Genomic DNA, 26,085 nt, shown 5'->3' with positions numbered 1-26,085 from the left:
AAGAGGGCCTTTCTCTACTTTTCTAACAGCCCTCTCGTCCGGAGAGTTTCTAATGAGGAGGTACCCCATGTCTAAAACCCGTGACATCTACGTCGACTACATGCAAAAGACCGGCGACCGCAGCGCGCTCTACCGGAGCATCGCCAAGCATTACAACGTGCATTCGGCGCTGTATCCCGGCAGCCACGTCGACATCACGCCATCTTTCTTCATCCCACAGGTCACTTACATCGACAACTTCAAAGGCACCGTGCGCTTCTTTAAGGCCCTCGATGCCATCCGGCAACATGTCGAAGCCAACAAAACTTACGACGCTTCATCCGAAATAGCGTTTATTGCGTCGGATTACACGGCCTCATTGGATATCGGCCCCTTTGACCTGCTCATTTCACAGTACGCCGGCTTTGTCGGGCAATCGACTAAAAAATACTTAAAGAGCGGCGGCATTCTCCTCTGTAACGACAGCCACGGCGACGCCACACTGGCACAGTTAGACCCAGATTACCAGCTCGTCGGCACAGTGACTCTTTCAGGCGACATCAGTACCGATGCACTGGACACGTGGTTTCGACTGCCTAAGGACAGAGCCATCGACGTCGAAGCCGTAAAAAGTAAAATGAAGGGGCCACGCTACCGACACCAAGCGGACAACTACCTTTTTATCAAGCGGTAACTGTACCGCTTATAGCCTTTGAAAGGAGGCACGCGATGAAACTTCTGGACTGGTTGCTGGATGGAGACCCCTCCATCAGCCGACTTGTACGCAAACAGTTGCTCGGCGAATCCGTACCATACGCCGACGAGGGCCTAATCGCCAAATTCTTAGCGCTCTACGATACGGAAACCGGCCTTTGGGGCGGCGGCCTCTACGGCCCCAAGTGGGTGTCGACGCACTACACCATGCGCGAGCTCAAGGCGCTTGAAGTCGACCCAGAGCACCTTTTTTACCAGCGGGCACTCGATCTGCTGCTAACCGGCGAGTGGCGCGCAGTGGACGAATCGCCCACACCTCAATACGATGTCTGCGTCATCGCCATGGTGGCCAGTCTCGCCGCTTACGGCAAAAGTGATGACCCGAGACTCTTTGAAATCATCGACAAACTCTCAGAGGTTCAAATGCCCGACGGCGGCTGGAATTGTCGGTGCAACAGCACCTCGAGACCTTCTACAGTAAGCTCCTTTCACACCACGCTCTCCGTACTGGAAGCCTATGACGATTTTACCCGTTGCCATCCACAGTACCTATCAGATGTCCTCGAAAAGCAAAGGCGCGAAGGCGAAGCCTATTTGCTCGAAAGGCACTTGCTCTACGGGTTGAGAAGCGGCAAAATCCCCGATAAGCGCTTCCTCACCGCCCATTATCCACCGCGTTGGTACTACGATTACCTGCGCGCACTCGTTTACTTTCAGACCTCCGGCAGCCCGTTTGACCCGCGTATGACTGAAGCGCTGGATCGCCTTCGCAAACAGTTCGGCCAAAACGGCTACATGCTCAGAGGGCCGCAATACAGCGGTAAAAGACACTTTCCCCTAGAGGCAACGCGCGGCGGCCGCATCAATACGTTGAGGGCGCTTCGCGTCTTAAAAGCTTACGACGCATCCTTCTATCAATCGGCGCTCGAAAGCCGTATACGCCCACAACAGGTAGGGGATTCTCATGATTCTATTTTTTCGCGGTAAAGCCGCAACCGGTAAATCCACAGTAGCAGCCCTTTGCGCACAGCGTCTAGACGCTGCCGCCTTCGGAAAGGCGCCTCTTTCTGTTCACTTGTAGCGATGACGCCATTTGGGAAAGGCGCATCCAAGCGCGCATCGATTCCCCTGAAGCGCCGAATCAAAGCTTTAAAAGCGTAAGAGCCGCCAAAGCCCACTACGCCGCTTACGCCATTGTCCCTTTAAAGGGCGAACACCTCGTAGACAGTGTGAAGACCCCTGAACAGCTGGTTGACTCACTTTGCAAACGCTTAGATGCAGGTGACGATACCGCTCGTTCAAAAGAGGCTTGCATCTTTTGAAGGCTCCTGTATAATAGAACAAAAGTTCTGTAGAAAGGAAGTGCCTCGTGGAACCCTCGGTTAAATGGTATATTGAAAAACAAGTGGAAAACGTACTGAAAAATTTAGAAAAACGACGGATGAAAGGCTATTTTGTCGCTGACGCCTTCGAGTTGACTGCACATCTAAAGCAGCTGATTCCCGAAGGGCATACTGTGGGCATAGGCGACTCTATGACGCTCTTTGAAACCGGCGTCGTCGATTTTTTAAGGGAAGGGTCCTATCGGTTTTTAGACAAGTACGCAAGCGGCATCACCCGCGAAGAAAAACAGGCGTTGTATCGAGCCAACTTTTCTGCCGATACATTTATCACCGGCACCAACGCCGTCACTGAAGCCGGAGAACTGTTCAACATCGACGGCAACGGCAGCCGTGTCGCCCCAATGCTCTACGGTCCCCGTCAGGTCATCGTGGTCGTAGGGCGCAACAAACTGGTGAGAGACATGGCAGCTGCTGAACAGCGCGTCCGCCAATACGCGGCGCCTATTGACGCCAAACGCCTCAACAAGAAAACCCCTTGTGCCGTCACAGGACGTTGTGTGGATTGCAACAGTCCGGAGCGCATTTGCAACGACTTTGTCAGCATTAGGGGACAATTTGACCCAGAGCGCATAAAAGTCCTCATCGTCGACGACGTCCTCGGGTATTAAAGGTTCTGTAAGGGGGTTCTTATGAACACAGCATTACTGGTTATCGATATTCAAGAAGCCACTGTCGGCCACAGACGCGGCACCGCAGCTTATGAAGAGGCGCTCTGGACGCTTAACGCCACGGCAGACGTCTTTAGGACCGCCGGCAAGCCCGTCGTGGTGATTCGAGACCTCTCAGAAGGTGACAGCCCCACCGTCTCGGACTTTAAAGGCGCCGAGAGCGACCTCGAAGTGCTTAAATCCTACAACAACGCCTTTTGGCGCACCGATCTCGAAGCGCTGTTAAAAGCGCGGGGCATCGATACCCTCATCCTCTGCGGCAGTGCGGCGGAATACTGCGTCCTCGCCACTTACAACGGCGCTGTGGAACGCGACTTCAACGCCTATTACCTTCAAAAAGGCGTCTTGGCGGAGAAAGAAGCTGGTCTTCTCGATATTTTTTACAACCGTCCGGTTGTCCACTTCAACTTTTTAAACCAATTGTTATAGAAAGGACCTCTTATGTTCAGACCTATGAGAAAGGCACAGCGGGCTTTTGACGCCGCTGAAACACAGGCCGTTTTAAACCGAGGGGAATACGGAACCCTCAGCACTTGCGGTGAGGACGGCTACCCTTACAGCGTACCGCTGAGCTATGTTTACGACGAAGGCGCCCTCTATTTTCACTGCGCCCTCGAAGGTCAAAAGCTCGATAATATCGCCTATTGCCCAAAAGTTTCTTTCAGTGTCGTCGCTTCTACTGAGGTGTTGCCGGATAAGTTCAGTACAAAGTACGAAAGCGCCGTCGCCTTCGGCAGAGCGTCTCAAGTCGAAGGGGATGAAAAACAGCGGGCGCTGCTCAAGCTCATTGAGAAGTATTCGCCTGACTTCGTAGACGCCGGTAAACAGTACATTCAAAATGCACACGCCAAGACAGCGGTGTACAAAATCGACATTGAGCACCTCACCGGAAAAGGCCGTCGATAGACAAAGCCCCCCACCTTGGGCTATAATGGTACAGAGATAAGGGGGTGATGACGGTGTATTTTAATTTAGACAGGTGAGTTGGCCACATAACGGAAAATGCCATGAAGCAAATTTCCGAAGCCTTCGGTCGAAGGCTCAAAGACACAGGGGTGACGCGCATCCAGTGGATTGCCCTTTATTACCTCTACAAACATCAGCCGATTTCACAAAGAGAGCTGTCCCACTACATGCACGTTCAGGACTCCAGCGCCGGCCGCCTTATTGAAAGGCTCGAACGCGACGGTTTGATTACACGGCTCCAAAGCGAAGTTGATCGACGCGTTACATTGATACAACTCAGCGCAATTGGTCAAACCACCTTTGAAAAGCTGCTGCCCTACGGCAACGCCTTTAACGACGCGCTGATTCAAGGCATCGACCAATCGGAATTGATGATTTTTGAGAAAGTGCTCGATCAAATGATCCAAAATATAGCCAATGATTAACTTGTGATAAAAGAGCTGTTGTGCCGAAAGGTGCAACGGTTTTTTTGATTTTAAAAGCAGTATTATCTTATAGAAACTTTTATAGTTAAATGTTACAATAAAGACACTACTGATTTAAGACTTTGTCATCACTTATTCTATACATATACGAGGAGTCCCCATGACACACAGACAAACCTTTAAACACTACAAAAAACACTTTCTCCGTATCGCCCCTGTTGAAAACGCGCTTATCACCATTTTGACTTTGGCTCGAGCGCTGATTCCCACTGCTATGATTGTTTACACCGCAAAGTTTATCGATGTGGCACTGGCCGTTGCCGGTAAAGAAATGACCTCGGCGCATTTGACCCGGATACTGGCTCAACTCCTGGGGCTCTTGCTCATTCAATTTGCCGTTGGGGAACTCATCAAGTGGCGCGGGCTCATTAGGGACAAAAAAGTACGCGCACATGTACAATTGGCTTTATTAGACAAACGACAGAGCCTTTCCTATGAACACGTCGACAGCGAAGCGTTTTGGCAAGAGATGGCCATTGTAGAAAAAGAACCGGAACTCAAGCTCCAGCGCTTTTTCAATCAAAGCCTTACCATATTAGAACTGACTGTTCGAATTGTGGGCTTTACTTGGATTCTTTCCCAATACATATGGTGGCTGGGTTTTTTGGTCGTTGCCATGAGCCTTTTGATGTTCAAGCTCTCTCGTCGCCTCGGTGAATTTGATTACGAGGCTTTTGAAGAAGCCGAAACCTATTACCACCGAGCCTCTTACTTTGAAAGTGTCCTCTCTTCTAAAGAAGCCTCTGAGGAACGCACACTGTTTCAATACCACCCCTATGTCCACCGTCTTTGGGACAACTGGTATGAAAAAGGCGTGGTGGCCAATAACCGAGCGCTGAAAAAACTCATGCTGAAAATGTCTGCTACACATGTGGTTTCAAAGAGCATCGCTGTGGTGATCGGCCTGTTGCTTTTAATCCCCTTGAACCGCGCGCACATGACGCCGGGGGTATACATGAGCTTACTCGGCAACGCCTTTTTCCTCGTGGATTACATCTCACGGGACATGGTTCAGGTTTTAAAAACACTGGCGGGAGACAACCGATTTATCCGTCGATACCTCTCTTATCTCGAGACGGCATCAGGGCCGACGATTCAAACATCCGGTGTTGCTGGCCCTTCTCACAAAGCTTCAAAACTCGTGGTGTTTGACCGCGTCAGCTTCCGCTACCCCGGTTCAGACACCTACACGATAAAAGACCTCTCATTTGAATTCGAATACGGCAGGCGCTACGCGTTGGTGGGGGAAAACGGCGCCGGCAAGTCCACCTTGGTTAAACTGATGCTCGGTCTCTACCTGTCGTATGAAGGCGCCATCTACGTCGGTGGTGTCGACCTCAAAAAGTGTTCTCGCGAGGCTTTATCGGCTTTCTACAGCGTGGCATTTCAAGATTTTTCACCTTACGAAATCGGCATTGACGCTTTCCTGTGCCTTGGAAATCCCGCTTTGAAACCTGAAGACGATGCGACGATTTGGGGCTGTCTCGAACAAATGGACTTGCGCGAAAAAATTGAAGCACTGCCTAAAGGCCTCAAGACGTCTCTTGGGAAACTGACCGACAGCAGCGTGACGCTTTCAGGAGGACAGCTTCAAAAACTGGTCATTGGACGGACCCTTTTAAAAAGCGCCCCTTTTACTATCCTAGATGAACCCACAGCCGCCATTGACCCCATACAGGAACGCGCCCTTTACAGGCTTTTCATGCAAACTGAAGCCGGCAAGACGGCACTTATCATCACCCACCGCCTCGGTGCAGCCGTTACCGCCGACGAAATACTCGTACTAAAAGAGGGCCGCCTGTCTGAATGCGGTTGTCACGCGGATCTTCTCAAAAAAAGAAGCACTTATTTTGATCTTTACGACGCACAGAGGGGGTGGTACAATGCCTAAAAAAACGCCGTCATTTGTAAAAATCATAGGACGTCTGTTAAAAGAGGCCTTCTCTTACGCACCGATTAAATTTATAGGCCTCTACGGTGGCTTTGCCATAAGCGGTATGCTCTTCAGCCTTATGGTGTATTTTAAAGCCAACGTCTTTGACGCCGTGGTCCAGTTTACTCAAGGCGATACCAGACTTTCGCCAATTCTACTGGCTTTGGGCGCACTGTTTACACTTGAAATCGTCATCGCCTCCGTAAACGGCCTTGCCAACTACATCGCTGAGACCTACGACGCCAACATGGCCAAATTAATCAACGGAAAAATCAATGACAAGTTGGGCAAATTGCCGCAAATAGACTTTGAAACGCCTTCCAAGCTGGACTTAATCGAACGGGCCAAAAGTGGTGGTCACTACGCCATGGGCTTTTTAAACAGCGCTATGGACCTCGTCTTCATGTACGCACCGGTGTTTGTCTTTATGGGGGTTTACCTCTTTTACTTAAAACCGCTACTGCTGGGTGCGCTGCTGTTTATTTTCATACCGGTGCTGTACACCCAATGGGTCAAAATGCGTACCATGCGCACCGTTGAATTAGAAACAGCTCCTTTAAGGCGCGCATACACGCACTACGCAGCATGTGCCGGTGGCAAGGCCGCTTTTAAAGAAACACGCGTCCTCGGCGCCTTCAGCTACTTCAGATCACTTTTTAAAAAGACCTTTTTCGAAGCAGAAGACAAGCGTTTCCAAGCAGAGGTAAGGAGCTCTCTCTGGGAGGCGTCAGCACGCCTTGTATCCGTTCTGGGATACATAGGCGTCCTCTACTTGTTGTTCGATGCTCTAAAGAGTGGCGACATCACTGTCGGCACCTTTGCCGCTGTGTTCTACACCGTGGACGAACTCTATAAAATCCTTGAAGAAGCTCTGGTCTCGCGCTTCGGCCCAATGGCCATGCAATATGGCAAACTGGCGAGCTTTTACGAGTTTCTCGAACTGCCCGAAATGGAACAGACCACTTTATCCGCCTATGATGAAGGGGCCTTTAAGGCCCTACACTTCAAAGACGTGCACTTTGCTTACCCAGGATGCGAGTCGGCCCTAAAAGGGGTCTCCTTTACAGTAAATAGAGGCGAACGCATCGCCGTGGTAGGCGTTAACGGCGCTGGAAAAAGCACTTTGACCAAACTTATCGCCGGTCTCCTGACCCCCACCGAAGGGCATATTGTCTGGGAAGGCCTCCCCGAGTCCAAGCGCCGTACAGAAGATTTTACACAGCTGTTTCAGCGGTACCAGCGGTACGAAATGCGCCTGAGGGACAACGTCTGTCTAAGCGATTATGACACACTTCTAGACGATGCGTCACTGGGAGAAGCGCTTAATGCTGTGGGACTTTCTCTAGAAGGGCCTTTTCCAGAGGGCGGTGAAACCATTCTCTCTAAAACCTTTGGCTCTACGGATTTATCCGGCGGTCAATGGCAGAAACTGGCACTGGCACGCGCCTGTCATCGCCATGCCCCTATCGTCCTCCTAGACGAACCCACAGCCTCAATAGACCCCGTTATGGAAGCGTCACTTTATCAATTGTTTCACAAAATAATGGCAGAGCGCACCAGTTTTGTCGTCACCCACCGCATGGGGGCCGTCCAATATGTCGACAAAGTGCTCCTACTGGACGATGGCCGCGTCCACGGGTTCGGCACCCATGAAGAACTCATGGCCTCAAATCTTCTCTACCAAACACTCAGAAGTTAACGCCCTTAAAGCCCCCCGATAAACTGACCCATGGTTTATCGGGGGGCTTTCTCTGACTGCCAAACATTTTATTACTTTTTTTTAATAATATATCGTTTGAAATTTATCAATATACTTGCTATACTTAACTTAATACTTGCTATAGCAATCATTGCTCAGGCAAACAAACAAGGAGGCTATTATGGCTTACAACGTAAGAGAAATGCTCAACAGTTTCGTAGGTGGACTTGAAAACTTAGCGCAAACCAATGAAGAACACGTCGGCGCCTTTATGGGGCTTCTCGGTGCGGCATACGAACCGAATCACCTAGACATCAAGACAAAAGAGTTGATGAGCGTTGCCATCGGCTGTTACAACAGATGCGAATACTGCATCGTATACCACTGCTACAAAGCCTTTGAAGCCGGTGCAACAAAAGAAGAAATCTTAGAGTCTGCCATGGTATCAGTCGCTTTCGGCGGCGGTCCGTCTATGGCGTACACCGTTACACTGCTCAACGCGTGTATTGAAGAATTTGAAAACGAATTCAAGTAATCATCGGTAGGAATGGGGGGCTTCCCCCATTCTTTTTTTTGGAGGCAAACATATGAAAGTAGAACTTAAAATAGAAAAACTCAACGGTCACGACAAAGAGGGCCAAGTGGGCAAGCTCGCCGTCGCCATAGGCGATACCGTCGAAATAGGCAGCACCCTCTTGACCATAGAATCTGGAAAAGGCTCTCTACCGGTTAAATCCAAGTACGCCGGACAAATTACAGCGCTCACTGTTTCAGAGGGCGATACAGTGGTTAAAGGGCAGGTCATTGGCGCAATGGAGAGCGACGGTCAATCGGCGCCTAAAAAAAGCGGCTACAGTTTCGGACTCGCAAAGCCGTCTAAAGAAAACGTCGATGTCGACCTCCTGATTATTGGCGGCGGTCCCGGCGGATACGTCGCGGCCATTAGAGGCGCTCAAGCCGGTTTAAAAGTGGCTGTTATAGAAGCGCATCGCCTCGGCGGCACCTGTCTCAACTACGGTTGTATTCCTACAAAGGCCATGACGGCCAGTGTAGACGTCCTCGAAAAAATCAGAGCGGCGGCGTCACACGGAATCGACGCCGACCTCTTAAACATCGACCTCGCCAAAATTGTCGAGCGCAAAGACGGCATCGTCGACCAGCTCGTAGGCGGCATCGAACACTTAATGGAGGCGCACGACATCCTCTGGATTAACGGCAAAGCCGAAGTGGCAGATGACAAAACCATCAAAGTCGAAACCAAAAAAGCGCATTACACCTGCACTTTTAAATCACTTGTTCTCGCCATGGGGTCAGAAGCGGCACTGCTCCCTATAGAGGGGGCGACGGCAGACACTGTGCTCACCAGCAAAGAACTGTTGACCCTCACAGAGATTCCTAAGAGCCTCACCATTGTCGGCGGCGGCGTCATCGGCATGGAGTTCGCCTTTATTTACAACGCCCTCGGCACCCGTGTCAACGTGGTGGAATTCGCACCGCAAATTCTCGGCCTCGTCGACGCAGACGTCGCCGAAGTCATTCGAACAGCGGCCACCGAAAAGGGCATCGGCATTTATGAAAACACACGCGCCGTGGCCATACAGGAGACACTGGACGGCTCAAAACTCCTCGAAGTGGAAACCGACGGTGAAAAAAGTGCCCTCTGTGCAGAGCACATCGCCATGGCAGTAGGCCGAAAAGCCGCACTGAACACCCTCGACCTCGAAACCCTCGGCGTAGCACTCAACGAACGTCAAAACGGCATTGAAGTCGACGCCTACATGCGTACCAATGTGGAAAACATCTACGCCATCGGCGATGTGACCAACCGCCTTCAATTGGCACATGTCGCATCGCATCAAGGGATTGTCGCCGTGGACCACATCGTCGGCAAGGCGCACCCAATGGCCTACGACACCGTACCAAGTGCTATTTTCACATCACCTGAAATCGGGCACGTCGGTCAAACGGAAAAAAATGCCACTGGTGAAGTCCTCGTCAGCAAGTTCCCGATGATGGCCAACGGCAAAGCCCTCACAATGGACGCGCCGGAAGGCTTTATTAAACTGATTGCCGACGCCGAAACTCGGACGCTTATCGGCGGTACAGCTGTGGGCGCACACGCCACCGACTTACTGGCGGTGCTCACCAACCTCATTGTGTCAAAGACCACCATCGACAGCGCCGCAGAAGTCATCTACGCCCATCCGACCACTTCGGAAGCCGTACACGAAGCACTGCTCATGCTCGACGGCAAAGGGCTGCACTTTGCTTAACCTCAAGCTGTACCGTTCGGCGGAAACCGATGCGGCGTTCAACCTCGCCTACGAACAGTACCTGCTGGAACACGCAGAGCCGGACACACTGGTGTTCTACCTCTGGCAAAACGATGCAACCGTGGTCATCGGCAAACACCAAAACCCCTACAAAGAATGTCGACTGGACGCCCTTAGAGCAGACGGCGTTCAGCTCGTCAGAAGGGCCACCGGTGGCGGTGCCGTCTACCACGACCTGGGCAACCTGAACTTCACCTTCGTCACCGATGCGGCACACTACGATGTGGCCAAACAGTGCGGCGTCATTCTCGACGCCTTGCGCACTTTTGGCATAGAGGGGCAGATGAGCGGTCGAAACGACCTCACCACAGACGGTCTCAAGTTTTCAGGCAACGCCTATATGACGCTGGACGACGCCCATCTCCACCACGGCACCGTGCTCGTCGACGCAGATTTGACGCGACTGTCACACTACCTCACCGTCTCAGAAGCCAAAATAGCTTCAAAGGGCATCGACTCGGTAAAATCGAGAGTGGTCAACCTGCGCACACTGGAACCTACCATCGATACCGAATGCCTGATACGCGCCTTGTTTGAAACATTCTGCAAGACCTATGGGACGACAGCTACTGTACAACAGCTCACAGAGGACACAGCGCCTCAGGCGGTGCTCGACGCCGCCGAGACGTACCGCACTTGGCAGTGGCTTATTGGTGAAACACCGGCGTTTGACGCTTCGTACAGCCACAAATTCTCTTGGGGGCTTTTCGAGCTCGCAGTGACGGCGACAAACGGGCGCATCGACACCTGCCTAATCAACACCGATGCGCTGCAGGACGACGCATTTTCTGAATTGGCGTCTGCACTCCCAGGCACCCCCCTCGACGCACAGGCACTAAAAACCGTACTTTTCGAGACCCTCGACAACGCGTCCATCGCCGACGAACTGAGCACATGGCTCGGTACTTTGTTTTAAAAAGGGCATTAAAAAGGTGCTGTCGCTTATCCTATCAATTTGCAACAACACCTTTTTAACTAACACCCCTCATATTTAATTGCAATCATCACACTGAACTAAATCTTCTATAAATGGTGAATACACAATGTTGCCTTTATGTGCCATAGCAACTGCAGGTGCCAACTCTGAATCCTGTGGAATATCCTTAAAATCTATGACATCACCACTGGCACCATCGTATTTAAAGTAGCGGTTGAGCACGACAACTGTCTCTGCACGGGTCACAGGTTTTGTGGGGTTAAAGCGTTTTTGTGCTAAGTCGTTTAGCAAACCACGCGACTGAAGTCCCACTATAGCCCGTGTCGACCAAAGACCATTGATGTCATTGTACATATAAGTGTCCATGGGGTCGACGCGCTCTCGCTCATAACAGGCATCGATATCGAGCTGATTGTAGATAATTTGAGCCAATTCTTCTCGAGTAATCGTCGCATGGGGTTTAAAGGTACCGTCCAAATAGCCTTTAACCAAACCGTGCTGGGTCATTCGATTCACAGCATCTGCGTACCATGCAGAAGGGGTTACATCGCTGTAGCAGTTGTACGTTTCCAACACCTCATAGTCTTCTTCCAGTTGGTAAAAGCGGTCGAACATCACCACGATTTCTGCACGTGTCAACAGCTTATCCGGCTGGAAGGTCCCGTCAGGCATGCCCACGATATAAGGTCTGTTGTTGAGCACTGGCGCAAGTGTGCCCCCGTCGCCCGCTTCGACACGACTTGCTTCGTCTCCTTCTGGGAAGGTCTCTGGAGGGTCAACGGCTAAGTCGCCATCACCTGTACCGTTACCTGTACCCTCACCTGTATAAGTTGCGTGCACCATCACCGCCTTAGCCGGCATGGTGAAAGTTGTGCTTGTAGCCGTCTTATCGGCAAAGGTCACGCCGTCTGCACTTGTCCATTGATCAAAGACCTGTCCACTTGCAGGGGGATCTGCTGTAAGCGTAATTGTTGCACCTGCCTCGGCAACTGGCTTATCCGAAGAACCATTTACTACAGTAATGGCATGTGTCTGTGGTGGTGCTTCTTTATAAGTTGCGTGCACCGTCACCGCTTTAGCCGGCATGGTGAAAGTTGTACTTGTAGCCGTCTTGTCGGCAAAGGTCACGCCATCTGCACTTGTCCATTGATCAAAGACCTGTCCACTTGCAGGGGAATCTGCTGTAAGCGTAATTGTTGCACCTGCCTCGGCAACTGGCTTATCCGAAGAACCATTTACTACAGTAATGGCATGTGTCTGTGGTGGTGCCCATTGTGCGTACAAAGTGGTAACCGTGCTGGGCACGCTCTCACCGACATCATAGTAAGTGCCACTACCATCCGCTTTAGTATTCCATTTAAAATAAGTGTCTGTATTACCATTAGGGCGTGTTAACCCTACGTTGCTTGTTGCCGTAAAACTGTCGCCGGCACAGACGATGTTGACAGTGTTTACTGTGGTAACCACAGCTCCAATAGTGTCGCGTTCACTTACGAAACTGCCGCCGTTAAGGTCAAGGGTCACTGCCTTCAAGCCGTCAGAGCCCAATGAGCCAGCGTTCAGAACTTCAAGGGCGGGGCGCCAGCCAATGAGGTAATAGTGAGTTGTAGCATTACCGGTATTCCAATCGGCGGCGACCGAGTGACCACGATGCGCGCGAAAATCCTCAAAATGAGCATCAGTATCTTGTCCCCAAGAATACACATTAGACCATTTTTTGATGAAAGCTGACTCTTTTGCTAAAAGTTGATCCCATTCATTATTAGCTGGCACACCTCCATTCCCACTCCCATTACCAACACTTAAGGAACGCAAAGTGTAATGGGTATCAAAGTCTTTACCAAAAATGAGGTCACTTGCATTTAAATCATTCCAACTTGTCGTGTGGCTGAGGCTGACGTTATAATCCGATAGAAAGAGACTGCGAAGGGCTTGGTTTGAATTTGCCATTTCCTCAGTTGTAACAATTCCATTACTACTGCTGTCAAGACTATAAGCCTCTATTGTACCTGCGTAGGTAAAGGGCACATAGTGTAAGCTGGTGTCTGGAATACTCGCAAGACTTCCTGGATAACCCATATTAATGCTACCAACATCCCCAGTTTCGCCAGACAAATCAAAATAATACGTTTCTCCCAAGGGGAGGTTAAATTGCTCAGCCACTGGCGTATCTGTCATTCTTCCTAACTCATTAATAACTTTCGAGGGCTCTGAAACACGATCTACCGCTTCGCCTTCTACGGCATCTTCGGGGGCCGTATCGCCTTCTGTAGGGGGAACCGATGTATCTTCACCTTCCACTGCATCTTCAGGGGCCGTATCGCCTTCTGTAGGGGGAACCGATGTACCTTCACCTTCCACTGCATCTTCAGGGGCCATATCGCCTTCCGTAGGGGGAACCGCTGTATCTTCGCCCTCTACAACACCTTCTGGGACAGTGTCGCCTTCTGTAGGGGGAACTGCTGTACCTTCACCTTCCACTGCATCTTCGGGGACAGGTGGCGTTCCCGTTTCTATTATCTCCTCTGAGGTGGTGACTGCCATGGCTACCATTGGTGTTGTGGTACTTAACAAAAGCGTCAAGACTAACAACATACTTAGCCATTTAGTTTTTTTTCCATAGAAGCCTATACGACTTGCAACAACTTTTCGATTCATTGTACCTCCTTGTTTTAATCACATTTTTCAAACAACATACGATACCCCTAAACCCCACAAAAAAACATTTGCTGTGGCTATCCCCTCCATCGCACTTAAAATTGCATTTTATTATAATGGAATTTCTTCTCATAAAAACATATTTGTTCCCAACAACTGATTTCTTGCATCATAATGCAGACACAAAATGCACTTGACTTGATCCAGCCGCTAAAACCGCTCGTATGGCAAAGGAGTATCGGTTTTAACAGCTACAGAACCTTATTGTGAAACTCTATGAGGACAAACACTCTCTCCCACTACCACCGTGCGCCCATGTTGACAAACAAATCCAATGGCTGTCTTTATTAAGCCCTTCAACCAAACGACACTTTCATTACCCTGAGTACACCACCCTGTGGATTCAAAAAAACTTGGAGACAGTGGCATGCAGCAAAAAAGAAGTCAAAAAAAGGAAAGTGCTTGGCTTCGATGGGATATCGAAACCAAGCACTTATTGATGCTTAAACTTTAATGGCTTGTCTACACGGCAAAGGACAGTTCAAGATTGCAAAAGTATTTTCTTATTTTACACCGTATAGCCACACTGGCAAAAAGGCATTCAGCCCTTCCCCTACAGCGCTTCGAGCAAAGCGGATACAGACGCTTCAGAAGTCGCCCAAGACGTTACAAACCGCACCGCCGTATGCGATTCATCAATGGCCTTCCAGTCGTGAAACGCGTACTCTGACCGCAGTTTAGACACCGTTTCATTCGGGAGTATCGGGAAGACCTGATTGGTAGGCGATGCCACCAAACACTGAATGCCGCGCGCTTTAAGTCCCTCGGCGAGTTGCTGTGCCCGCTCGTTGGCCCAAGACGCAAGCTGAAGGTAGAGCCCCGATTCAAAGAGTGTTTCAAACTGGATGCCCACGACGCGTCCCTTTGCCAAAAGCGCCCCATTTTGCTTGAGGTGGCGGCTGAAATCATCGCTTAACGCCGACGACTTAATCACAATGGCCTCGCCTAGGAGAGCGCCGTTTTTCGTCCCACCGATAAAAAAGGCGTCGCTGTACGCGTAGATGCATTTAAAATCCAGCTGTGCCGGCTCGTAGGCAATCGCATTGCCAATGCGCGCACCGTCGATATACAAAATCAAACCCTTGGCCTGACAAACAGCGTAGAGCGCTTCGAGTTCGTCGCGGGTGTACACCGTCCCCAGTTCAGTGGAAAGTGAAATATAAACGAGCTTCGGCTTTACCACGTGTTCATTGGGATGTGCGGCAACCACCGCCTCGATTTGACCCGAAGTGATTTTGCCGTCCTCTGAAGGCACCGTAATCACCTTGTGTCCCGCGTGCTCTATGGCGCCGGCTTCATTGACGGCAATGTGTCCCGTCGCCGCACTGATACACGCCTCAAAAGGCCTTAAAAACGCTCCTATGGCGATGTAGTTCGCCTGCGTTCCCCCTGCGACGAAGTGCACCGACGCTTTCGAATCGTCCACGGCATCGCCGATAAGTGCGCGTGCGCGCGTGCTGTGGCTGTCGTAGCCATAGCCTTCTTCCTGTTGCCCATTGCTTGCGACGAGGCGTTCGAGGATACTCGGATGTGCCCCTTCGCTGTAGTCATTCTTAAAACTAATCATTTTTTTCACGCTCCTAACAGTGAGTTTCTCTCCTCATTATAACGCTTTTTGAACCCCATCGAAATCCCTAAATACCACCGTCGACATCTTCCAGATAAGCGGTGCCCCAAGTCGCCATTGCGTCGAGAACGGGGACAAAATCAAGGCCTTTGTTCGTCAAACTGTATTCGACCTTCGGCGGGACTTCTGCATACGCTTCTCGGTGTACAAGTGCTGCTTCGACGAGGTCCTTTAGTTGCTCGGTCAACACCTTGCGGGTAATCTTGGGAATTTCTCGCTTTAAATCACTGAAGCGCTTCGTCCCCTTGCTGAGCCGCCAAAGCACTAAAATTTTCCACTTGCCGCCGACAAGATCTCGGGTCAACAGCATTGGACAGGTGTAGGTCTCCTTCTTAATTTTCATTTTCTTCTCCTTCTCATCGCCTGCAAAACACCTAAAGGTCACATAAAAGTAACTTAGCTACCTAAATGTGCGGTATTGAAATCCGTTATCTTTTACATATAATTATAATCAATCACGGCGTTGCGTCAAATAATTATGCTATTAAAGAACCTATGTGCCCATTTAACCACCGAATCCATCGCGTATGCTGAAATCCAACACTCCGTCGTGGTTTTTATATCCTAGTTAACGGCTGTTTTTCAAAAAAGTTAAGGGAGGCGATAACATGCAGTTAAAAATGATTGAAAAATTCTTAAAATTCAAAGTGGATCGCAAATTCAAATTCGTCGACAATCGGAACATCAGGACGCCCTACGCGCCTCTTGAAAAGCCTTTATCAAAACTTAAAATCGGAGTGGTCACTTCTTCCGGCATCTATGTAGAAGGCGAAGAACCTTTCGATACAGAAGATTCCAAGGGCGACGCGACCTTTAGAGTCGTTCCGCACCTCGCCACACACGAGACGCTCAGAATCGCCCACACGCACTACGACCACAAGTACATCGAAGCCGATTTAAACGTCGCCGTGCCATTTGCGCATTTGGAGGACTTTAAAAACGACGGATGCATCGGCGGCATCGCAGAAAGCCACATCAGCATCTCGGGGTTTATCCTCAAAACCGACCAACTCATCAACGACACTTCGGCGGCTATTGCCGAACACTTTAAACGTCAAAAGGTCGACGCCGTGCTCCTCGCGCCGGTTTGACCGGTTTGCCATCAATCCGTGGGATTGATCGCACGAGTCCTCGAACGCGAGGGGATTCACACCATTACCATTAGTGTCTTTGAAGAGATGAGCCACCTCACCATGGCGCCGAGAACACTCCTCAGCAACTTGCCTTTTGGCGCACCCTTCGGCGCACCGCACGACAGTACAACCCAAAAGACCGTTTTATCAGAAGCACTGGAACATCTGCTGACCAGCGAACACGCCGGTCAGATTAAAAAAATCGAAATGCCTTTTAATGACTAATTTATCGACGACAATGCAAAGCCGTGTCGAGAACTTTTAACGCCGCAAAGACTATGCACACAAGGAGGATACTATGACTGAACGACTGACGGTATTGTGGACGACAAAAGATAGAGAAGTCGCAGAAGAAATGCTCTTTCTCTATCTCATCAACGCCAAAATGAACGGCTGGTTTGAACGCGCTGAACTCATTATATGGGGGCCGAGTTCCAAATGTCTCAGCGAAGACGAAGGCCTTCAGGCACTGGTGGAAAAAGCGCTGGACATCGGCGTCGACGTCAAAGCGTGCCGCGTCTGTACCGAGCGCTACGGCGTCACAGAAAAACTCGAAAACCTGGGCGTCACCGTCGACTACATGGGCGTGCCGCTTTCAGAAGCTCTAAAGTCCAAAGCCCACGTCCTCACCCTCTAAGTATGAGGTTCGATTGAGGTATATCAGGCGCACCGCGCCGTTTGCATCGTCAGAATACCGCCGTGTGCCGCAATTAAAATGCGTGCATCGGCGTTTTCTCTTTCCAGCAGTTGTGACCAAAAGAACTCTGCACGGGTGTGATGCGGCTTCTACTCCTTTCCTTTTCATAAAGTCGGTGGTGTAATATTTTGTTTTTTTCTGAATTTTTCAGGAAAAGCGTGAAATATTGTAGATAATTTAACAAGAGTGTGGTAGTATTAATTTAACTTATAATAAAGAATAATTTATAAGTAAATAAGCACAATGGAACATCAAATTGAAATTAGGAGGGGAAAAAATGAACACCGAACAAATGCTCACCATTTTAAAACAGATTAACGATGTCTTATGGGGCCCATTAATGCTCGCGTTCCTACTAGGAACCGGGATATGGTTTACATTTAAGCTCCGATTTTTACAACTCCGAAAAGTAAAAGCCGCTGCGCGACAACTCTTTAAAAAACCGGAGTCTGAAGACGGTACCAAAGGGATGTCTTCCTTCCAGTCGCTGGCCACCGCCATCGCCGCTCAGGTGGGTACCGGAAACCTCGCCGGTGTCGCCACAGCCATTGTCTCCGGGGGACCGGGCGCCATCTTTTGGATGTGGATCAGTGGTTTCTTCGGCATGGGAACCATCTTTGCAGAGGCCGTTCTCGCGCAAGAATACAGAGAAGTGCGCGACGGCGAGTTCACCGGCGGCCCCGCTTACTATATTAAAAAGGGGATTCGAAACAAAACCGTGGCCAAGCTGCTCTCGGGCTTCTTTGCCATCACCATTATTTTGGCGCTGGGCCTCATGGGCAACATCGTACAGTCCAACTCGCTGGGAATGGCCATTGAGCAAGTCCTTCCGGTGCCACCGATTGCCATCGGTCTCTTTACAGCTGTTCTCGTCGCTCTAATTCTCGTCGGCGGCATCACCCGTATCGGCGCCTTTACTGAGCGCGTTGTGCCGGTAATGGCTGCACTTTACATCTTAGGCGGGATTGCCATCATTGGCCTACATGCGGAAAATGTGCTACCGGCACTTAAAATGATCTTTGTCAGCGCCTTTACGCCACAGGCGGCATTAGGCGGCGCCGTGGGGACAACGGTTAAAGAAGCTGTGCGCTTTGGTGTCGCCAGAGGCCTCTTCTCCAACGAAGCCGGTATGGGCTCTACACCACATGCCCACGCCGTGGCAAAGGTCAAGCACCCAGGTGAACAAGGTCTCGTCTCCATTATCAGTGTTATCATCGATACGGGCATCGTCTGTACCATTACCGCCCTCGTCATCTTGACGACAGGTGTCCTAGACACCGGCCTCACCAGTGCCGCACTGACCCAAGAGGGCTTTAGAGTCGGCTTTTCGACTTTCGGCGATTTCGGGAACTACTTTATCGCCATCTGTCTGTTCTTCTTCGCCTTCTCCACCATTATCGGCTGGTATTTCTTCGGAGAGCAGAACGTCAAGTACCTCTTCGGCTCTAAAGGCGTTCACGTCTACCGACCGATGGTACTGGCGTGCATCGTCGTCGGCCCACTGTTTAACGTCGACGTCGTCTGGCAAATGGCCGATATGTTCAACGCCCTTATGGTGGTACCAAACCTCATCGGTATCGTATGCCTCACCGGCATTGTCGTCAAGATTTTAAACGACTACGAAACCAATGTGGAGAAACTCGAGCCTCGCAAGTAACATTGCACACCGACAGAAAAAACATTATACTAAAGAGAGTACTGAATCTAAAAGAATCGAGGCGAGAAAATGAACAACGCATTTTTAGAAAAATTAATCCAATGTCCGTCGCCTTCAGGTGATGAAGCGGCCATTCAAAAACTTTGGATAGAAGAAATGAAGCCGTATGCGCATAAAATCGAGGTGGATTTTGCCGGCAACGCCATTGCTGTCTTAAACCCCGAGGCAGACTTTAAAGTGATGCTCGCGGGACACTGTGACGAAATCGCGTTTATGGTTAAACACATCGACGACCGCGGCTACCTCTATGTGACTGAAGCCGGTGGCATCAGCCCTAAAGTGGCGCTGGGCAACCGCGTCCGCGTCTTAGGTCAAAAAGTGCTCCACGGCGTCGTCGGCGTCAAGGCACAGCACAAAGGTGGCGCAAAGGACAGCATCAAAGCTGAAGATCTCACCATCGATGTCGGCGCGAAATCAAAAGAAGAACTGAAAGACATCGTCGCCGTCGGCGATTACATCATCTACGATGTGGATTACACGTACCTCTTAAATAACCGCATTGCCGCCAGAGGCCTTGACAACAGAACCGGCGCCTACATCGTCGGTGAAGTCATCAAAGCGCTGAGCAAAGAAAATTTAAATGTCGGCGTATACGGCGTCAGCACTGTCAACGAAGAGACCACCATGGGCGGGGCCTACTTTGCTGCGTCGAGAATCAAACCGCAGATGGGTCTCGCACTGGACGTGACATTTGCCACAGACGAGTCGGACAGCAGCGCCAGAAGAGACGGCGATGTCAAACTCGGCGGCGGCCCGGTCATTTCAAAGGGCTCTCAAATCAGCGTCAAAGTCAACGGCTTGATTACTGCCGCTGCAGAGAAACACGACCACGCCCTTCAAATCGAACTCACGCCGAGAGCGACAGGCACCGATGCCGACCGCATCCGGTTCACAGGTGACGGCGTCCCAGTGGCACTGATTTCCCTGCCACTACGCTACATGCACTCGCCAAGTGAAGTGGTGAGCCTCGACGACATCGACGCAGAAGTGCGCCTCATCGTCGACATGATTAAAGACATGACGGGGAAAGAGAACCTCTACCCTGTAGAAATTTAACACCGCTCTTCATAAAAAAAGGACTTATCCCGGCGCGTGGCGCCGCGGATAAGTCCTTTTTATATCACAACAATACCTGACAACAGTTCACTCGTCGGTTGAGGACAAACTTTGCGAACAGTATTTGGGCACATCTGCACGGCCTGTGACAGATGCTTGTGATGACAACAGATTGTCTGGTAACAGCTAAATTCTCGCTCTGATGCCGAGGTCGTGCGACCATCTGATGATGTCGCCTTTACCGCTGAGAAAGTAATTTTCCTTGTCTGTAAGCGCCGAAATCTTTTGAATATCGTTGAGATCTAGCGCATCGCTGACATAGGTCTTGAACTCGTGATGCTCAAACCCCCGCACCAATCGGTACGCTTCTTTGACTTTCGAAAACTCCGTCCCCGTGAGGCTCAGATACTTTTCAGGCGGCGCCTTCAGCTCCATGCTGATGTAGTCCACCAGCCCCTCGTCTATTAAACGCTTTAAAATTCCCGGGCCGGTGCCGCAGGTGTCCAGTTTGATTTTAAACCCCAGCGGTTTAACCCGTTTGCAGAAATTGTAAACACTCATATCCAGCGTCGGCTCGTCTCCGGTGAGGACGATACCGTCTACCAGCTGCTTGTTTTCCATGAGATAACGTATAATCTTGTGTTCGTTCCAATAATCTTTCAAGTTTATCACCGATCCGAGATGTGCCACACAGGCCACAAACCCTGGAAAATCCGTGTACGAACACGGTACAAATTGCTTGACTTTCATGTTCGGTCCTCCTCTCATCCGGTTAAGCCGAAGCCTTCGCCAAACACTTCGTGTACAAAACTCACCGTCACAAAAGCGTTGGGATCCACTTCTTTTATATAATGCCTCAAGCGCATATACTCTTTTTTTGTCAAAATGACATTTAAAATATTCTTTTGTCGGTTGGTATAGCCCCCTGTGGCTGTAAACACCGTGGAGCCGCGTACCAAATCGTTTTTAACATAGGCGTTGATGCTTTCAAATGCCTCTGAAATCACAAATACCTGAACCTTTTTGTCGAGCCCGGCGATGACTTGGTCGATAATGAGCCCGTTGATTAAAATTCCGAGAAAAGCGTACAGCCCCAATTCTATGCCAAAGACTGCCCCCGCCCCAAGGGTAATCAACGCGTCTGATAGAAAGAGCGCCTTCCCAATGGGAATCCTCGTAAACGTGTTGATGATTTTGGCGACGATATCTGTGCCGCCTGTGGACGCATTTTCATAAAAGATAATGGCCATGCCGATGCCCTGTATGAGAATGCCGAAAATCAAGTTCATCATCAAATCGTCGACAATCGGGCCCTCCAGTGGCAACAGCCATTGAAAAAAACCGATAATCCCCGAAAGCAAAAAGCTGCAATAGATGGTTTTACCACCAAAAGCTCTGCCGATGACAATAAAAGCCAGTCCGAATAGAATCACATTAAACGCCAGCATCAACACGCCGAGATTGACCCCTTTAAAAAAGTATTGAATGACCATTGCCAATCCGGTGATCCCACCCACAGCAAGGTCTGCAGGAATCAAAAAGAAATACAGACCGGCAGCCATAACCAATAACCCTAAATGTATTAACCCATACGATTGAATCGTCTTCTTCACCCTATGCCTCCTTAAATAAGTTAATCCCTAAGACATACGGCGGTTAAGCGTCATTAAAAAAACCCTCTTCACCATGTGAAGAGGGTAATTTAAACAAAAGAAACGTCGGTTTCATCATTTAAACACCTCCCATCCTCGTGAGACTTATTGCGCTGTTACCATTGGCAGGTCTCCTGACTCGAGCGTCGACGCCGTTTTTGCCTTCCCATGCACAGCACAGTGGCCTTTAAAAACAGCTCTTCTCTTACAGTGGCGGGACCGTGTTGGATTTTCACCAAACTTCCCTTTTAAGCAATACGTGTATTGCACCAATAGCCTTATTGACTTGTACTATAAAGATAGCATTAAATACCTCATATTGTCAATACTAATAATAAGCACAGAGGCATTTGCCATCCATTTGAAACACTTTAAAAGGCATTTCGTAAATAGCTTCCAGCACGTCGGACTGCATGACCTTCTCTACCGGCCCCTCGGCGGCGAGCTTACCGTCTTTAAGCAGCACCAAGTGGTCGGAGTAACACGCGGCAAAATTGATGTCGTGAATAACAATGGCGATGGTCTTGCCCTTTTCATCCACCAACCGCCTAAGTGTTTTAAGCATCTCCGAAGCGTATTTCATATCGAGGTTGTTCAGCGGCTCGTCTAAAAGAATGTAGTCCGTATCCTGTGCCAAAATCGCCGCAATATACGCGCGTTGGCGCTGTCCCCCCGACAGCTCGTCGATGTAACGCCCTCTAAAAGCGTCTAAATCCATATAGCGCAGAGCGTCCTCAATCTTCTCGTGGTCCTCGGGCTTGAGGCGCCCTTTTGAATAGGGATAGCGACCAAAACTCACAAAGTCCTGAACCGTAATCCGAACCGAAATCGACTCCGACTGTTTCATAATGGCGAGGCGCTTGGCCAGTTCCGTAGAATCCCAACCGGAGAGACCCACGTCGTCGATACTCACCGACCCGCCGCTGGCTTCAAGCGTACGGCTCACCATCCCCAAAAACGTACTCTTCCCCGCTCCATTGGGCCCGATAATCGACGTAATTTTCTGCTTTGGGATAGATAGGCTTACGCCATCCACCACAACCGTCTCGCCATAGCGCTTGGTTAACCCATTTGACTGAATCATCTCTTATTCTCCTTTAATAACAACCTGATAAAGTAACCGCCGCCCACGAGGTTGATGACCACACTCACCGGAATGCCGAAATTAAAGAGGTGTTCCACAAAGAACTGCCCCAAAAACAGCATCATCACCGCAACGCAGACCGTCCCGAACAACAACACATCGTGACGATGGGTCTTAAACAACGTCTTGCTCATATTGACACTGAAAAAGCCTAAAAAGGTAATCGGCCCGACCAATGCCGTGGCCACAGCCACGAGCAGGAACACGAGCATCAGATACCCCATTACGCGCCGATCGTAATCGATGCCGAGGTTGAGCGCATGATCCTTTCCAAGGCTCATGGCGTCCAGCTCGTGGCGAGATCGGTAAACAAGTCCTGTGGCGACCGCCACAATCCCCAGTGACAAATACAAGAGCGTGTCTTTTACATCGGCAAAATTGGCGAAGAGCTTGTCCATAACGAGACTGAACTCATCGGGATTAATGAGAATTTGAAGCATCCCTGTGATACTTGAAAAAAACGTCCCCATGATAACGCCGATTAAGACAATGGTGTAAATGGATTTAATCTTCCTAAAAATAACCTTGTAAAACAGCAGTGCAAACAACATCATTAAAAAACCGGATGCCGCAAAATTCAGGTACGGGTTGTGCACCCACTGGGTGTACGCACCGAATACCACCACCATCAATAAGTTGAACAACACGTAAAGCGCGTCTAGCCCCAGCACAGAAGGTGTCAAAATGCGATTGGTGGCAATCGTTTGAAAAACCAGCGTGGAAACTGCCGTCGCCACAGCCACGACCAGCATGGCCAGCAATTTAACGGAACGCTTTTTAATAATGTAGTCGATAATATCGAAATTGAGGTTCCAAAACATCATCAGACAGACGACTGTAACAGTTGCCCCTAAGAGAATCAGTCCTTTACGCCGCATGGCGCACCTCCCTTCTGATGACGAGTCCTAAGAAAATACCGCATCCCAGTACGCCGACAACCAGTGCAATCGGCAGTTCATACGGGTAGATGATGCGGCGACAGAGCACATCGCTCGCCAACAAAAAGAGCGTTCCCAACAGCCCGACATCCAAAAGGTTCTTTTCGAGATTGTCCCCTGCGTAAAGAGAGACCAGGTTGGGAATGACCAACCCTAAAAAGGGAATGCTACCGACGACGATGACCACTGACGCACTCACAAGGGAAATCAGCCCCATGCCGATGCCCACAACCTTTTGATAATTGAGCCCTAAGTTGACTGCAAAATTTTCACCCATTCCGGCTATTGTAAACGCCTTTGCATACAGATAGGAGAGCAAAATGGCGGGGACGACGAGCCAGAGCAACTCGTAGCGTCCGGACGTCACAAGAGAAAAACTGCCTAAAAACCAGCCCTGTAAAACCTGTAGCGCATCGCTTCTATAGGCGATAAATGTCGTGATGGCGCTGACGAAGCTGCCGAGCATCATGCCCAAAAGCGGCACATAAATCCGCTCCTTAAACTTCAATCGGCTCATAATCGCCATAAAAATCCCCGTCACGAGCAAACTGAACCCAAAAGCAAACCCCATTTTCCCCACTGTGGGCAAATTCCCAAACAAGGCGATGGATAAAGCGATGCCCAGCTGCGCACCGCTCACCGATCCCGCAGTGGTCGGCGATACAAATTTGTTGCGACTGATTTGCTGATAAATAAGGCCCGATATGCTCATGCCAAAGCCCGCGATGACGATACTCAACGTACGCGGCACGCGACTTTTAAAGAACATCACATGGGAAATCGACGCCGGATCCGCTACATCCGACCAGACGATTTCCTGTGCTCCGATACTCAACGACAATGCCGCCATCGCCAAAACGGCGATGAGCAGTAATCCTTTCCTCACTCTGTTCACGTTTACACCCTTTCTCTGCAAGGCGCTATCTATGCGCCAATCTCTGCATTTTTGATAAACTGCCCTCATACACAAAGGCCCTAAAACACTTTTTGCCGAAAGACATTCGCATCGCGAACACTTCCGGCTTTCAAAGAGCTCATTCTATAAAAAAAAGCGGAGGCCATGCCTCCGTTTTAACTGTGGGCAGAGCCCGGGCTCTCCTTGCGGAGAGCACTGCTATGGCTTTGCAAGCCGGTTAAGGCGCTAACGCCTTCGGCCTATTTCAACTGCTCTAATAAGTTGTCGATCATAATCAACGTACCCTCGTACCCCCCTGTACCGAGGTACCAAGAAGTACCGTCGAGGTAGAGGACGTTGTCGTTTTTCACTGCGTCTGTTGCCGCTACAAGCGGGTTGTCAAGCGTGTCACTTGCCACAATATCCGTTTCACCGGTGGAGGCACCTCTATCGAGGACAATGAGGTAATTCGGGTTCTTAGAGCTGATAAACTCATAAGAAATCGAATTGCCGTGTGTCGCCGCATCGTTTTCAATTTCTTCTAACGACGCCGGTGTTTCAAAGCCAAACTCGTTGAAGACAAAACCGTAGCGCGATTCCACATCGTCACTGTATACAGAAATTTCTTTTCCCGTAATCGATAAGAAGAGAGCCGATTTGTTTTCAATAGCAGCCACTTCGTCTTTTAACGTCTGAAGTTTTGCTTGGACATCTGCCACGAGTTCCGCCGCTCTTTCCTCAGCAGAGAACATCGTACCGAGAAGTTCGATATTCGACGTCAGCTTCTCTTCGTAGCCTGAACCCATTCCCGGGATGGCAAACCAAACAGTCGGAGCAATTTCATTTAAACTGTCGTACGCTTTACGCGTTCTCGCGCCGCCAATAATGGCGTCTGGCTTTAATGCCGCAATGGCTTCGAGGTCATCGCCTCTAAGGCTGCCCACAGATTGAACGCCTTCATAGCCTTCTAAATACGTTGGAAAAATCGGGCTGCTCGGATCGACGACGCCGACAACCTTGTCTTTGTACCCAAGCGCATCGATAATATCGAGAACGTCAAAACCGATGACCACAACGCGTTCGAGTTCTGCCGGGATAACGACTTCTTTCGTCTCGCCTGAGAAGTCAAATGCCACTGTGCGCTCTGTTGCAACAGGCGCCTCTGTCTCAGCTTTTTCCGCTTCAGATGCTTCCTTTGACGCTTCCTCAGAAACGGCTTCTTTATTGTCTTCGTTTGCTTTTGGCGCGTCTGCCTCTTTGGCACAGCCCACTAGAGCCACTGCCATCACAAGTGACAACACCATAACAAGTAATTTTTTCATAATTTAATGCCTCCCATGTTTTTGATAACGATTATCATTACGTTTTAACAGCATACTATAGCCACTATG

The 26,085-nt window shown here is 49.9% G+C and carries 25 protein-coding genes and 1 riboswitch; of the genes, 16 read left to right on the top strand and 9 right to left on the bottom strand.

The window, feature by feature from the left end; translation table 11 throughout:
* Nucleotides 1-67 precede the first annotated feature (67 nt).
* From ACR6HW_RS11550 to ACR6HW_RS11500, 11 genes are all read left to right on the top strand, one after another.
* A complete protein-coding gene (locus ACR6HW_RS11550; RefSeq protein WP_455727881.1) occupies nt 68-673 on the top strand; it encodes a hypothetical protein in 606 nt (201 codons plus the stop codon).
* Between the two features lie 35 nt (nt 674-708).
* Complete coding sequence (locus ACR6HW_RS11545; RefSeq protein ID WP_455727880.1) at nt 709-1,680, top strand: prenyltransferase/squalene oxidase repeat-containing protein; 972 nt, start codon at nt 709-711, stop codon at nt 1,678-1,680.
* Between the two features lie 382 nt (nt 1,681-2,062).
* A complete protein-coding gene (locus ACR6HW_RS11540; protein ID WP_455727879.1) occupies nt 2,063-2,704 on the top strand; it encodes a lactate utilization protein in 642 nt (213 codons plus the stop codon).
* A 21-nt stretch (nt 2,705-2,725) separates the two neighbouring features.
* Nucleotides 2,726-3,193, top strand: a complete 468-nt coding sequence (locus tag ACR6HW_RS11535) for an isochorismatase family protein (RefSeq protein ID WP_455727878.1) — start codon at nt 2,726-2,728, stop codon at nt 3,191-3,193.
* Between the two features lie 12 nt (nt 3,194-3,205).
* A complete protein-coding gene (locus ACR6HW_RS11530) occupies nt 3,206-3,670 on the top strand; it encodes a pyridoxamine 5'-phosphate oxidase family protein (RefSeq protein WP_455727877.1) in 465 nt (154 codons plus the stop codon).
* A gap of 101 nt (nt 3,671-3,771) precedes the next feature.
* Nucleotides 3,772-4,155, top strand: a complete 384-nt coding sequence (locus ACR6HW_RS11525) for a MarR family winged helix-turn-helix transcriptional regulator (protein WP_455727876.1) — start codon at nt 3,772-3,774, stop codon at nt 4,153-4,155.
* 160 nt (nt 4,156-4,315) lie between these two features.
* Entirely contained in the window at nt 4,316-6,106 is a 1,791-nt protein-coding gene (locus ACR6HW_RS11520) for an ATP-binding cassette domain-containing protein (protein ID WP_455727875.1), read from the top strand.
* Complete coding sequence (locus ACR6HW_RS11515; RefSeq protein WP_455727874.1) at nt 6,099-7,847, top strand: ATP-binding cassette domain-containing protein; 1,749 nt, start codon at nt 6,099-6,101, stop codon at nt 7,845-7,847. The genes ACR6HW_RS11520 and ACR6HW_RS11515 overlap by 8 nt, the downstream gene beginning before the upstream one ends.
* A gap of 181 nt (nt 7,848-8,028) precedes the next feature.
* Complete coding sequence (locus tag ACR6HW_RS11510) at nt 8,029-8,382, top strand: carboxymuconolactone decarboxylase family protein (RefSeq protein WP_455727873.1); 354 nt, start codon at nt 8,029-8,031, stop codon at nt 8,380-8,382.
* A 52-nt stretch (nt 8,383-8,434) separates the two neighbouring features.
* Entirely contained in the window at nt 8,435-10,120 is a 1,686-nt protein-coding gene (gene lpdA / locus ACR6HW_RS11505; RefSeq protein ID WP_455727872.1) for a dihydrolipoyl dehydrogenase, read from the top strand.
* Nucleotides 10,113-11,096: a lipoate--protein ligase gene (locus ACR6HW_RS11500; protein WP_455727871.1), complete on the top strand. Its 984-nt coding sequence runs from the start codon at nt 10,113-10,115 to the stop codon at nt 11,094-11,096. The genes lpdA and ACR6HW_RS11500 overlap by 8 nt, the downstream gene beginning before the upstream one ends.
* A gap of 75 nt (nt 11,097-11,171) precedes the next feature.
* Here ACR6HW_RS11500 and ACR6HW_RS11495 read toward each other — a convergent pair whose 3' ends face one another.
* The 3 genes from ACR6HW_RS11495 to ACR6HW_RS11485 form a co-directional block, all read right to left on the bottom strand.
* On the bottom strand, nt 11,172-13,712 hold the full coding sequence (locus ACR6HW_RS11495) for an S-layer homology domain-containing protein (RefSeq protein WP_455727870.1): 2,541 nt from the start codon (nt 13,710-13,712) through the stop codon (nt 11,172-11,174).
* 676 nt (nt 13,713-14,388) lie between these two features.
* Entirely contained in the window at nt 14,389-15,402 is a 1,014-nt protein-coding gene (locus ACR6HW_RS11490; RefSeq protein ID WP_455727869.1) for a threonine aldolase family protein, read from the bottom strand.
* A 67-nt stretch (nt 15,403-15,469) separates the two neighbouring features.
* Entirely contained in the window at nt 15,470-15,805 is a 336-nt protein-coding gene (locus ACR6HW_RS11485; protein ID WP_455727868.1) for a winged helix-turn-helix transcriptional regulator, read from the bottom strand.
* Nucleotides 15,806-16,070: 265 nt separating this feature from the next.
* Here ACR6HW_RS11485 and ACR6HW_RS11480 point away from each other — a divergent pair, with 265 nt between their 5' ends.
* The 5 genes from ACR6HW_RS11480 to ACR6HW_RS11460 all read left to right on the top strand — a co-directional run bounded on the left by ACR6HW_RS11480 (nt 16,071) and on the right by ACR6HW_RS11460 (nt 20,065).
* Nucleotides 16,071-16,553 carry a glycine/sarcosine/betaine reductase selenoprotein B family protein gene (locus ACR6HW_RS11480; RefSeq protein WP_455727867.1) on the top strand — a complete coding sequence of 161 codons (483 nt, stop codon included), beginning with the start codon at nt 16,071-16,073 and terminating at the stop codon, nt 16,551-16,553.
* Between the two features lie 24 nt (nt 16,554-16,577).
* Nucleotides 16,578-16,820, top strand: coding sequence for a hypothetical protein (locus tag ACR6HW_RS11475; protein ID WP_455727866.1), 243 nt, complete (start codon nt 16,578-16,580; stop codon nt 16,818-16,820).
* A 73-nt stretch (nt 16,821-16,893) separates the two neighbouring features.
* Nucleotides 16,894-17,232 (top strand): DsrE family protein, encoded by a 339-nt coding sequence (locus tag ACR6HW_RS11470; RefSeq protein WP_455727865.1) that lies wholly within the window; start codon nt 16,894-16,896, stop codon nt 17,230-17,232.
* 337 nt (nt 17,233-17,569) lie between these two features.
* A complete protein-coding gene (locus ACR6HW_RS11465) occupies nt 17,570-18,949 on the top strand; it encodes an alanine/glycine:cation symporter family protein (protein ID WP_455727864.1) in 1,380 nt (459 codons plus the stop codon).
* 69 nt (nt 18,950-19,018) lie between these two features.
* Nucleotides 19,019-20,065, top strand: coding sequence for a zinc-binding metallopeptidase family protein (locus ACR6HW_RS11460; RefSeq protein WP_455727863.1), 1,047 nt, complete (start codon nt 19,019-19,021; stop codon nt 20,063-20,065).
* A 186-nt stretch (nt 20,066-20,251) separates the two neighbouring features.
* Here the strand turns inward: ACR6HW_RS11460 and ACR6HW_RS11455 are convergent, their stop codons facing one another.
* The 6 genes from ACR6HW_RS11455 to ACR6HW_RS11430 form a co-directional block, all read right to left on the bottom strand.
* Nucleotides 20,252-20,815 carry a radical SAM protein gene (locus ACR6HW_RS11455; RefSeq protein WP_455727862.1) on the bottom strand — a complete coding sequence of 188 codons (564 nt, stop codon included), beginning with the start codon at nt 20,813-20,815 and terminating at the stop codon, nt 20,252-20,254.
* A 14-nt stretch (nt 20,816-20,829) separates the two neighbouring features.
* The gene (locus tag ACR6HW_RS11450; protein WP_455727861.1) at nt 20,830-21,678 is read right to left on the bottom strand and encodes a YitT family protein; all 849 of its coding nucleotides are present in this window, start codon (nt 21,676-21,678) and stop codon (nt 20,830-20,832) included.
* Nucleotides 21,679-21,824: 146 nt separating this feature from the next.
* A riboswitch (cobalamin riboswitch) is annotated at nt 21,825-22,006 on the bottom strand.
* Between the two features lie 39 nt (nt 22,007-22,045).
* Complete coding sequence (locus ACR6HW_RS11445) at nt 22,046-22,801, bottom strand: iron ABC transporter ATP-binding protein (protein ID WP_455727860.1); 756 nt, start codon at nt 22,799-22,801, stop codon at nt 22,046-22,048.
* Complete coding sequence (locus tag ACR6HW_RS11440; RefSeq protein ID WP_455727859.1) at nt 22,798-23,739, bottom strand: iron chelate uptake ABC transporter family permease subunit; 942 nt, start codon at nt 23,737-23,739, stop codon at nt 22,798-22,800. Before ACR6HW_RS11440 ends, ACR6HW_RS11445 begins: the two co-directional genes overlap by 4 nt.
* Nucleotides 23,729-24,685 (bottom strand): ABC transporter permease, encoded by a 957-nt coding sequence (locus tag ACR6HW_RS11435; RefSeq protein WP_455727858.1) that lies wholly within the window; start codon nt 24,683-24,685, stop codon nt 23,729-23,731. Before ACR6HW_RS11435 ends, ACR6HW_RS11440 begins: the two co-directional genes overlap by 11 nt.
* Before the next feature lie 269 nt (nt 24,686-24,954).
* Nucleotides 24,955-26,016 (bottom strand): siderophore ABC transporter substrate-binding protein, encoded by a 1,062-nt coding sequence (locus ACR6HW_RS11430; protein WP_455727857.1) that lies wholly within the window; start codon nt 26,014-26,016, stop codon nt 24,955-24,957.
* Between the last annotated feature and the right edge of the window lie 69 nt (nt 26,017-26,085).

The sequence above is a fragment of the Fusibacter sp. JL298sf-3 genome, assembly GCF_053842995.1.
Note: the sequence above shows the minus strand (reverse complement) of the source record. Positions and strands in the feature narration are given on the sequence as shown.

Coding starts and splice junctions, on each gene's coding strand:
- ACR6HW_RS11465 (WP_455727864.1), top strand. CDS start 17,570: ATGAACACCGAACAAATGCTCACCATTTTAAAACAGATTAACGATGTC.
- ACR6HW_RS11530 (WP_455727877.1), top strand. CDS start 3,206: ATGTTCAGACCTATGAGAAAGGCACAGCGGGCTTTTGACGCCGCTGAA.
- lpdA (WP_455727872.1), top strand. CDS start 8,435: ATGAAAGTAGAACTTAAAATAGAAAAACTCAACGGTCACGACAAAGAG.
- ACR6HW_RS11550 (WP_455727881.1), top strand. CDS start 68: ATGTCTAAAACCCGTGACATCTACGTCGACTACATGCAAAAGACCGGC.
- ACR6HW_RS11545 (WP_455727880.1), top strand. CDS start 709: ATGAAACTTCTGGACTGGTTGCTGGATGGAGACCCCTCCATCAGCCGA.
- ACR6HW_RS11455 (WP_455727862.1), bottom strand. CDS start 20,815: ATGAAAGTCAAGCAATTTGTACCGTGTTCGTACACGGATTTTCCAGGG.
- ACR6HW_RS11510 (WP_455727873.1), top strand. CDS start 8,029: ATGGCTTACAACGTAAGAGAAATGCTCAACAGTTTCGTAGGTGGACTT.
- ACR6HW_RS11440 (WP_455727859.1), bottom strand. CDS start 23,739: ATGCGGCGTAAAGGACTGATTCTCTTAGGGGCAACTGTTACAGTCGTC.
- ACR6HW_RS11535 (WP_455727878.1), top strand. CDS start 2,726: ATGAACACAGCATTACTGGTTATCGATATTCAAGAAGCCACTGTCGGC.
- ACR6HW_RS11470 (WP_455727865.1), top strand. CDS start 16,894: ATGACTGAACGACTGACGGTATTGTGGACGACAAAAGATAGAGAAGTC.
- ACR6HW_RS11485 (WP_455727868.1), bottom strand. CDS start 15,805: ATGAAAATTAAGAAGGAGACCTACACCTGTCCAATGCTGTTGACCCGA.
- ACR6HW_RS11480 (WP_455727867.1), top strand. CDS start 16,071: ATGCAGTTAAAAATGATTGAAAAATTCTTAAAATTCAAAGTGGATCGC.
- ACR6HW_RS11515 (WP_455727874.1), top strand. CDS start 6,099: ATGCCTAAAAAAACGCCGTCATTTGTAAAAATCATAGGACGTCTGTTA.
- ACR6HW_RS11525 (WP_455727876.1), top strand. CDS start 3,772: ATGAAGCAAATTTCCGAAGCCTTCGGTCGAAGGCTCAAAGACACAGGG.
- ACR6HW_RS11460 (WP_455727863.1), top strand. CDS start 19,019: ATGAACAACGCATTTTTAGAAAAATTAATCCAATGTCCGTCGCCTTCA.
- ACR6HW_RS11445 (WP_455727860.1), bottom strand. CDS start 22,801: ATGATTCAGTCAAATGGGTTAACCAAGCGCTATGGCGAGACGGTTGTG.
- ACR6HW_RS11430 (WP_455727857.1), bottom strand. CDS start 26,016: ATGAAAAAATTACTTGTTATGGTGTTGTCACTTGTGATGGCAGTGGCT.
- ACR6HW_RS11490 (WP_455727869.1), bottom strand. CDS start 15,402: ATGATTAGTTTTAAGAATGACTACAGCGAAGGGGCACATCCGAGTATC.
- ACR6HW_RS11520 (WP_455727875.1), top strand. CDS start 4,316: ATGACACACAGACAAACCTTTAAACACTACAAAAAACACTTTCTCCGT.
- ACR6HW_RS11495 (WP_455727870.1), bottom strand. CDS start 13,712: ATGTTGTTAGTCTTGACGCTTTTGTTAAGTACCACAACACCAATGGTA.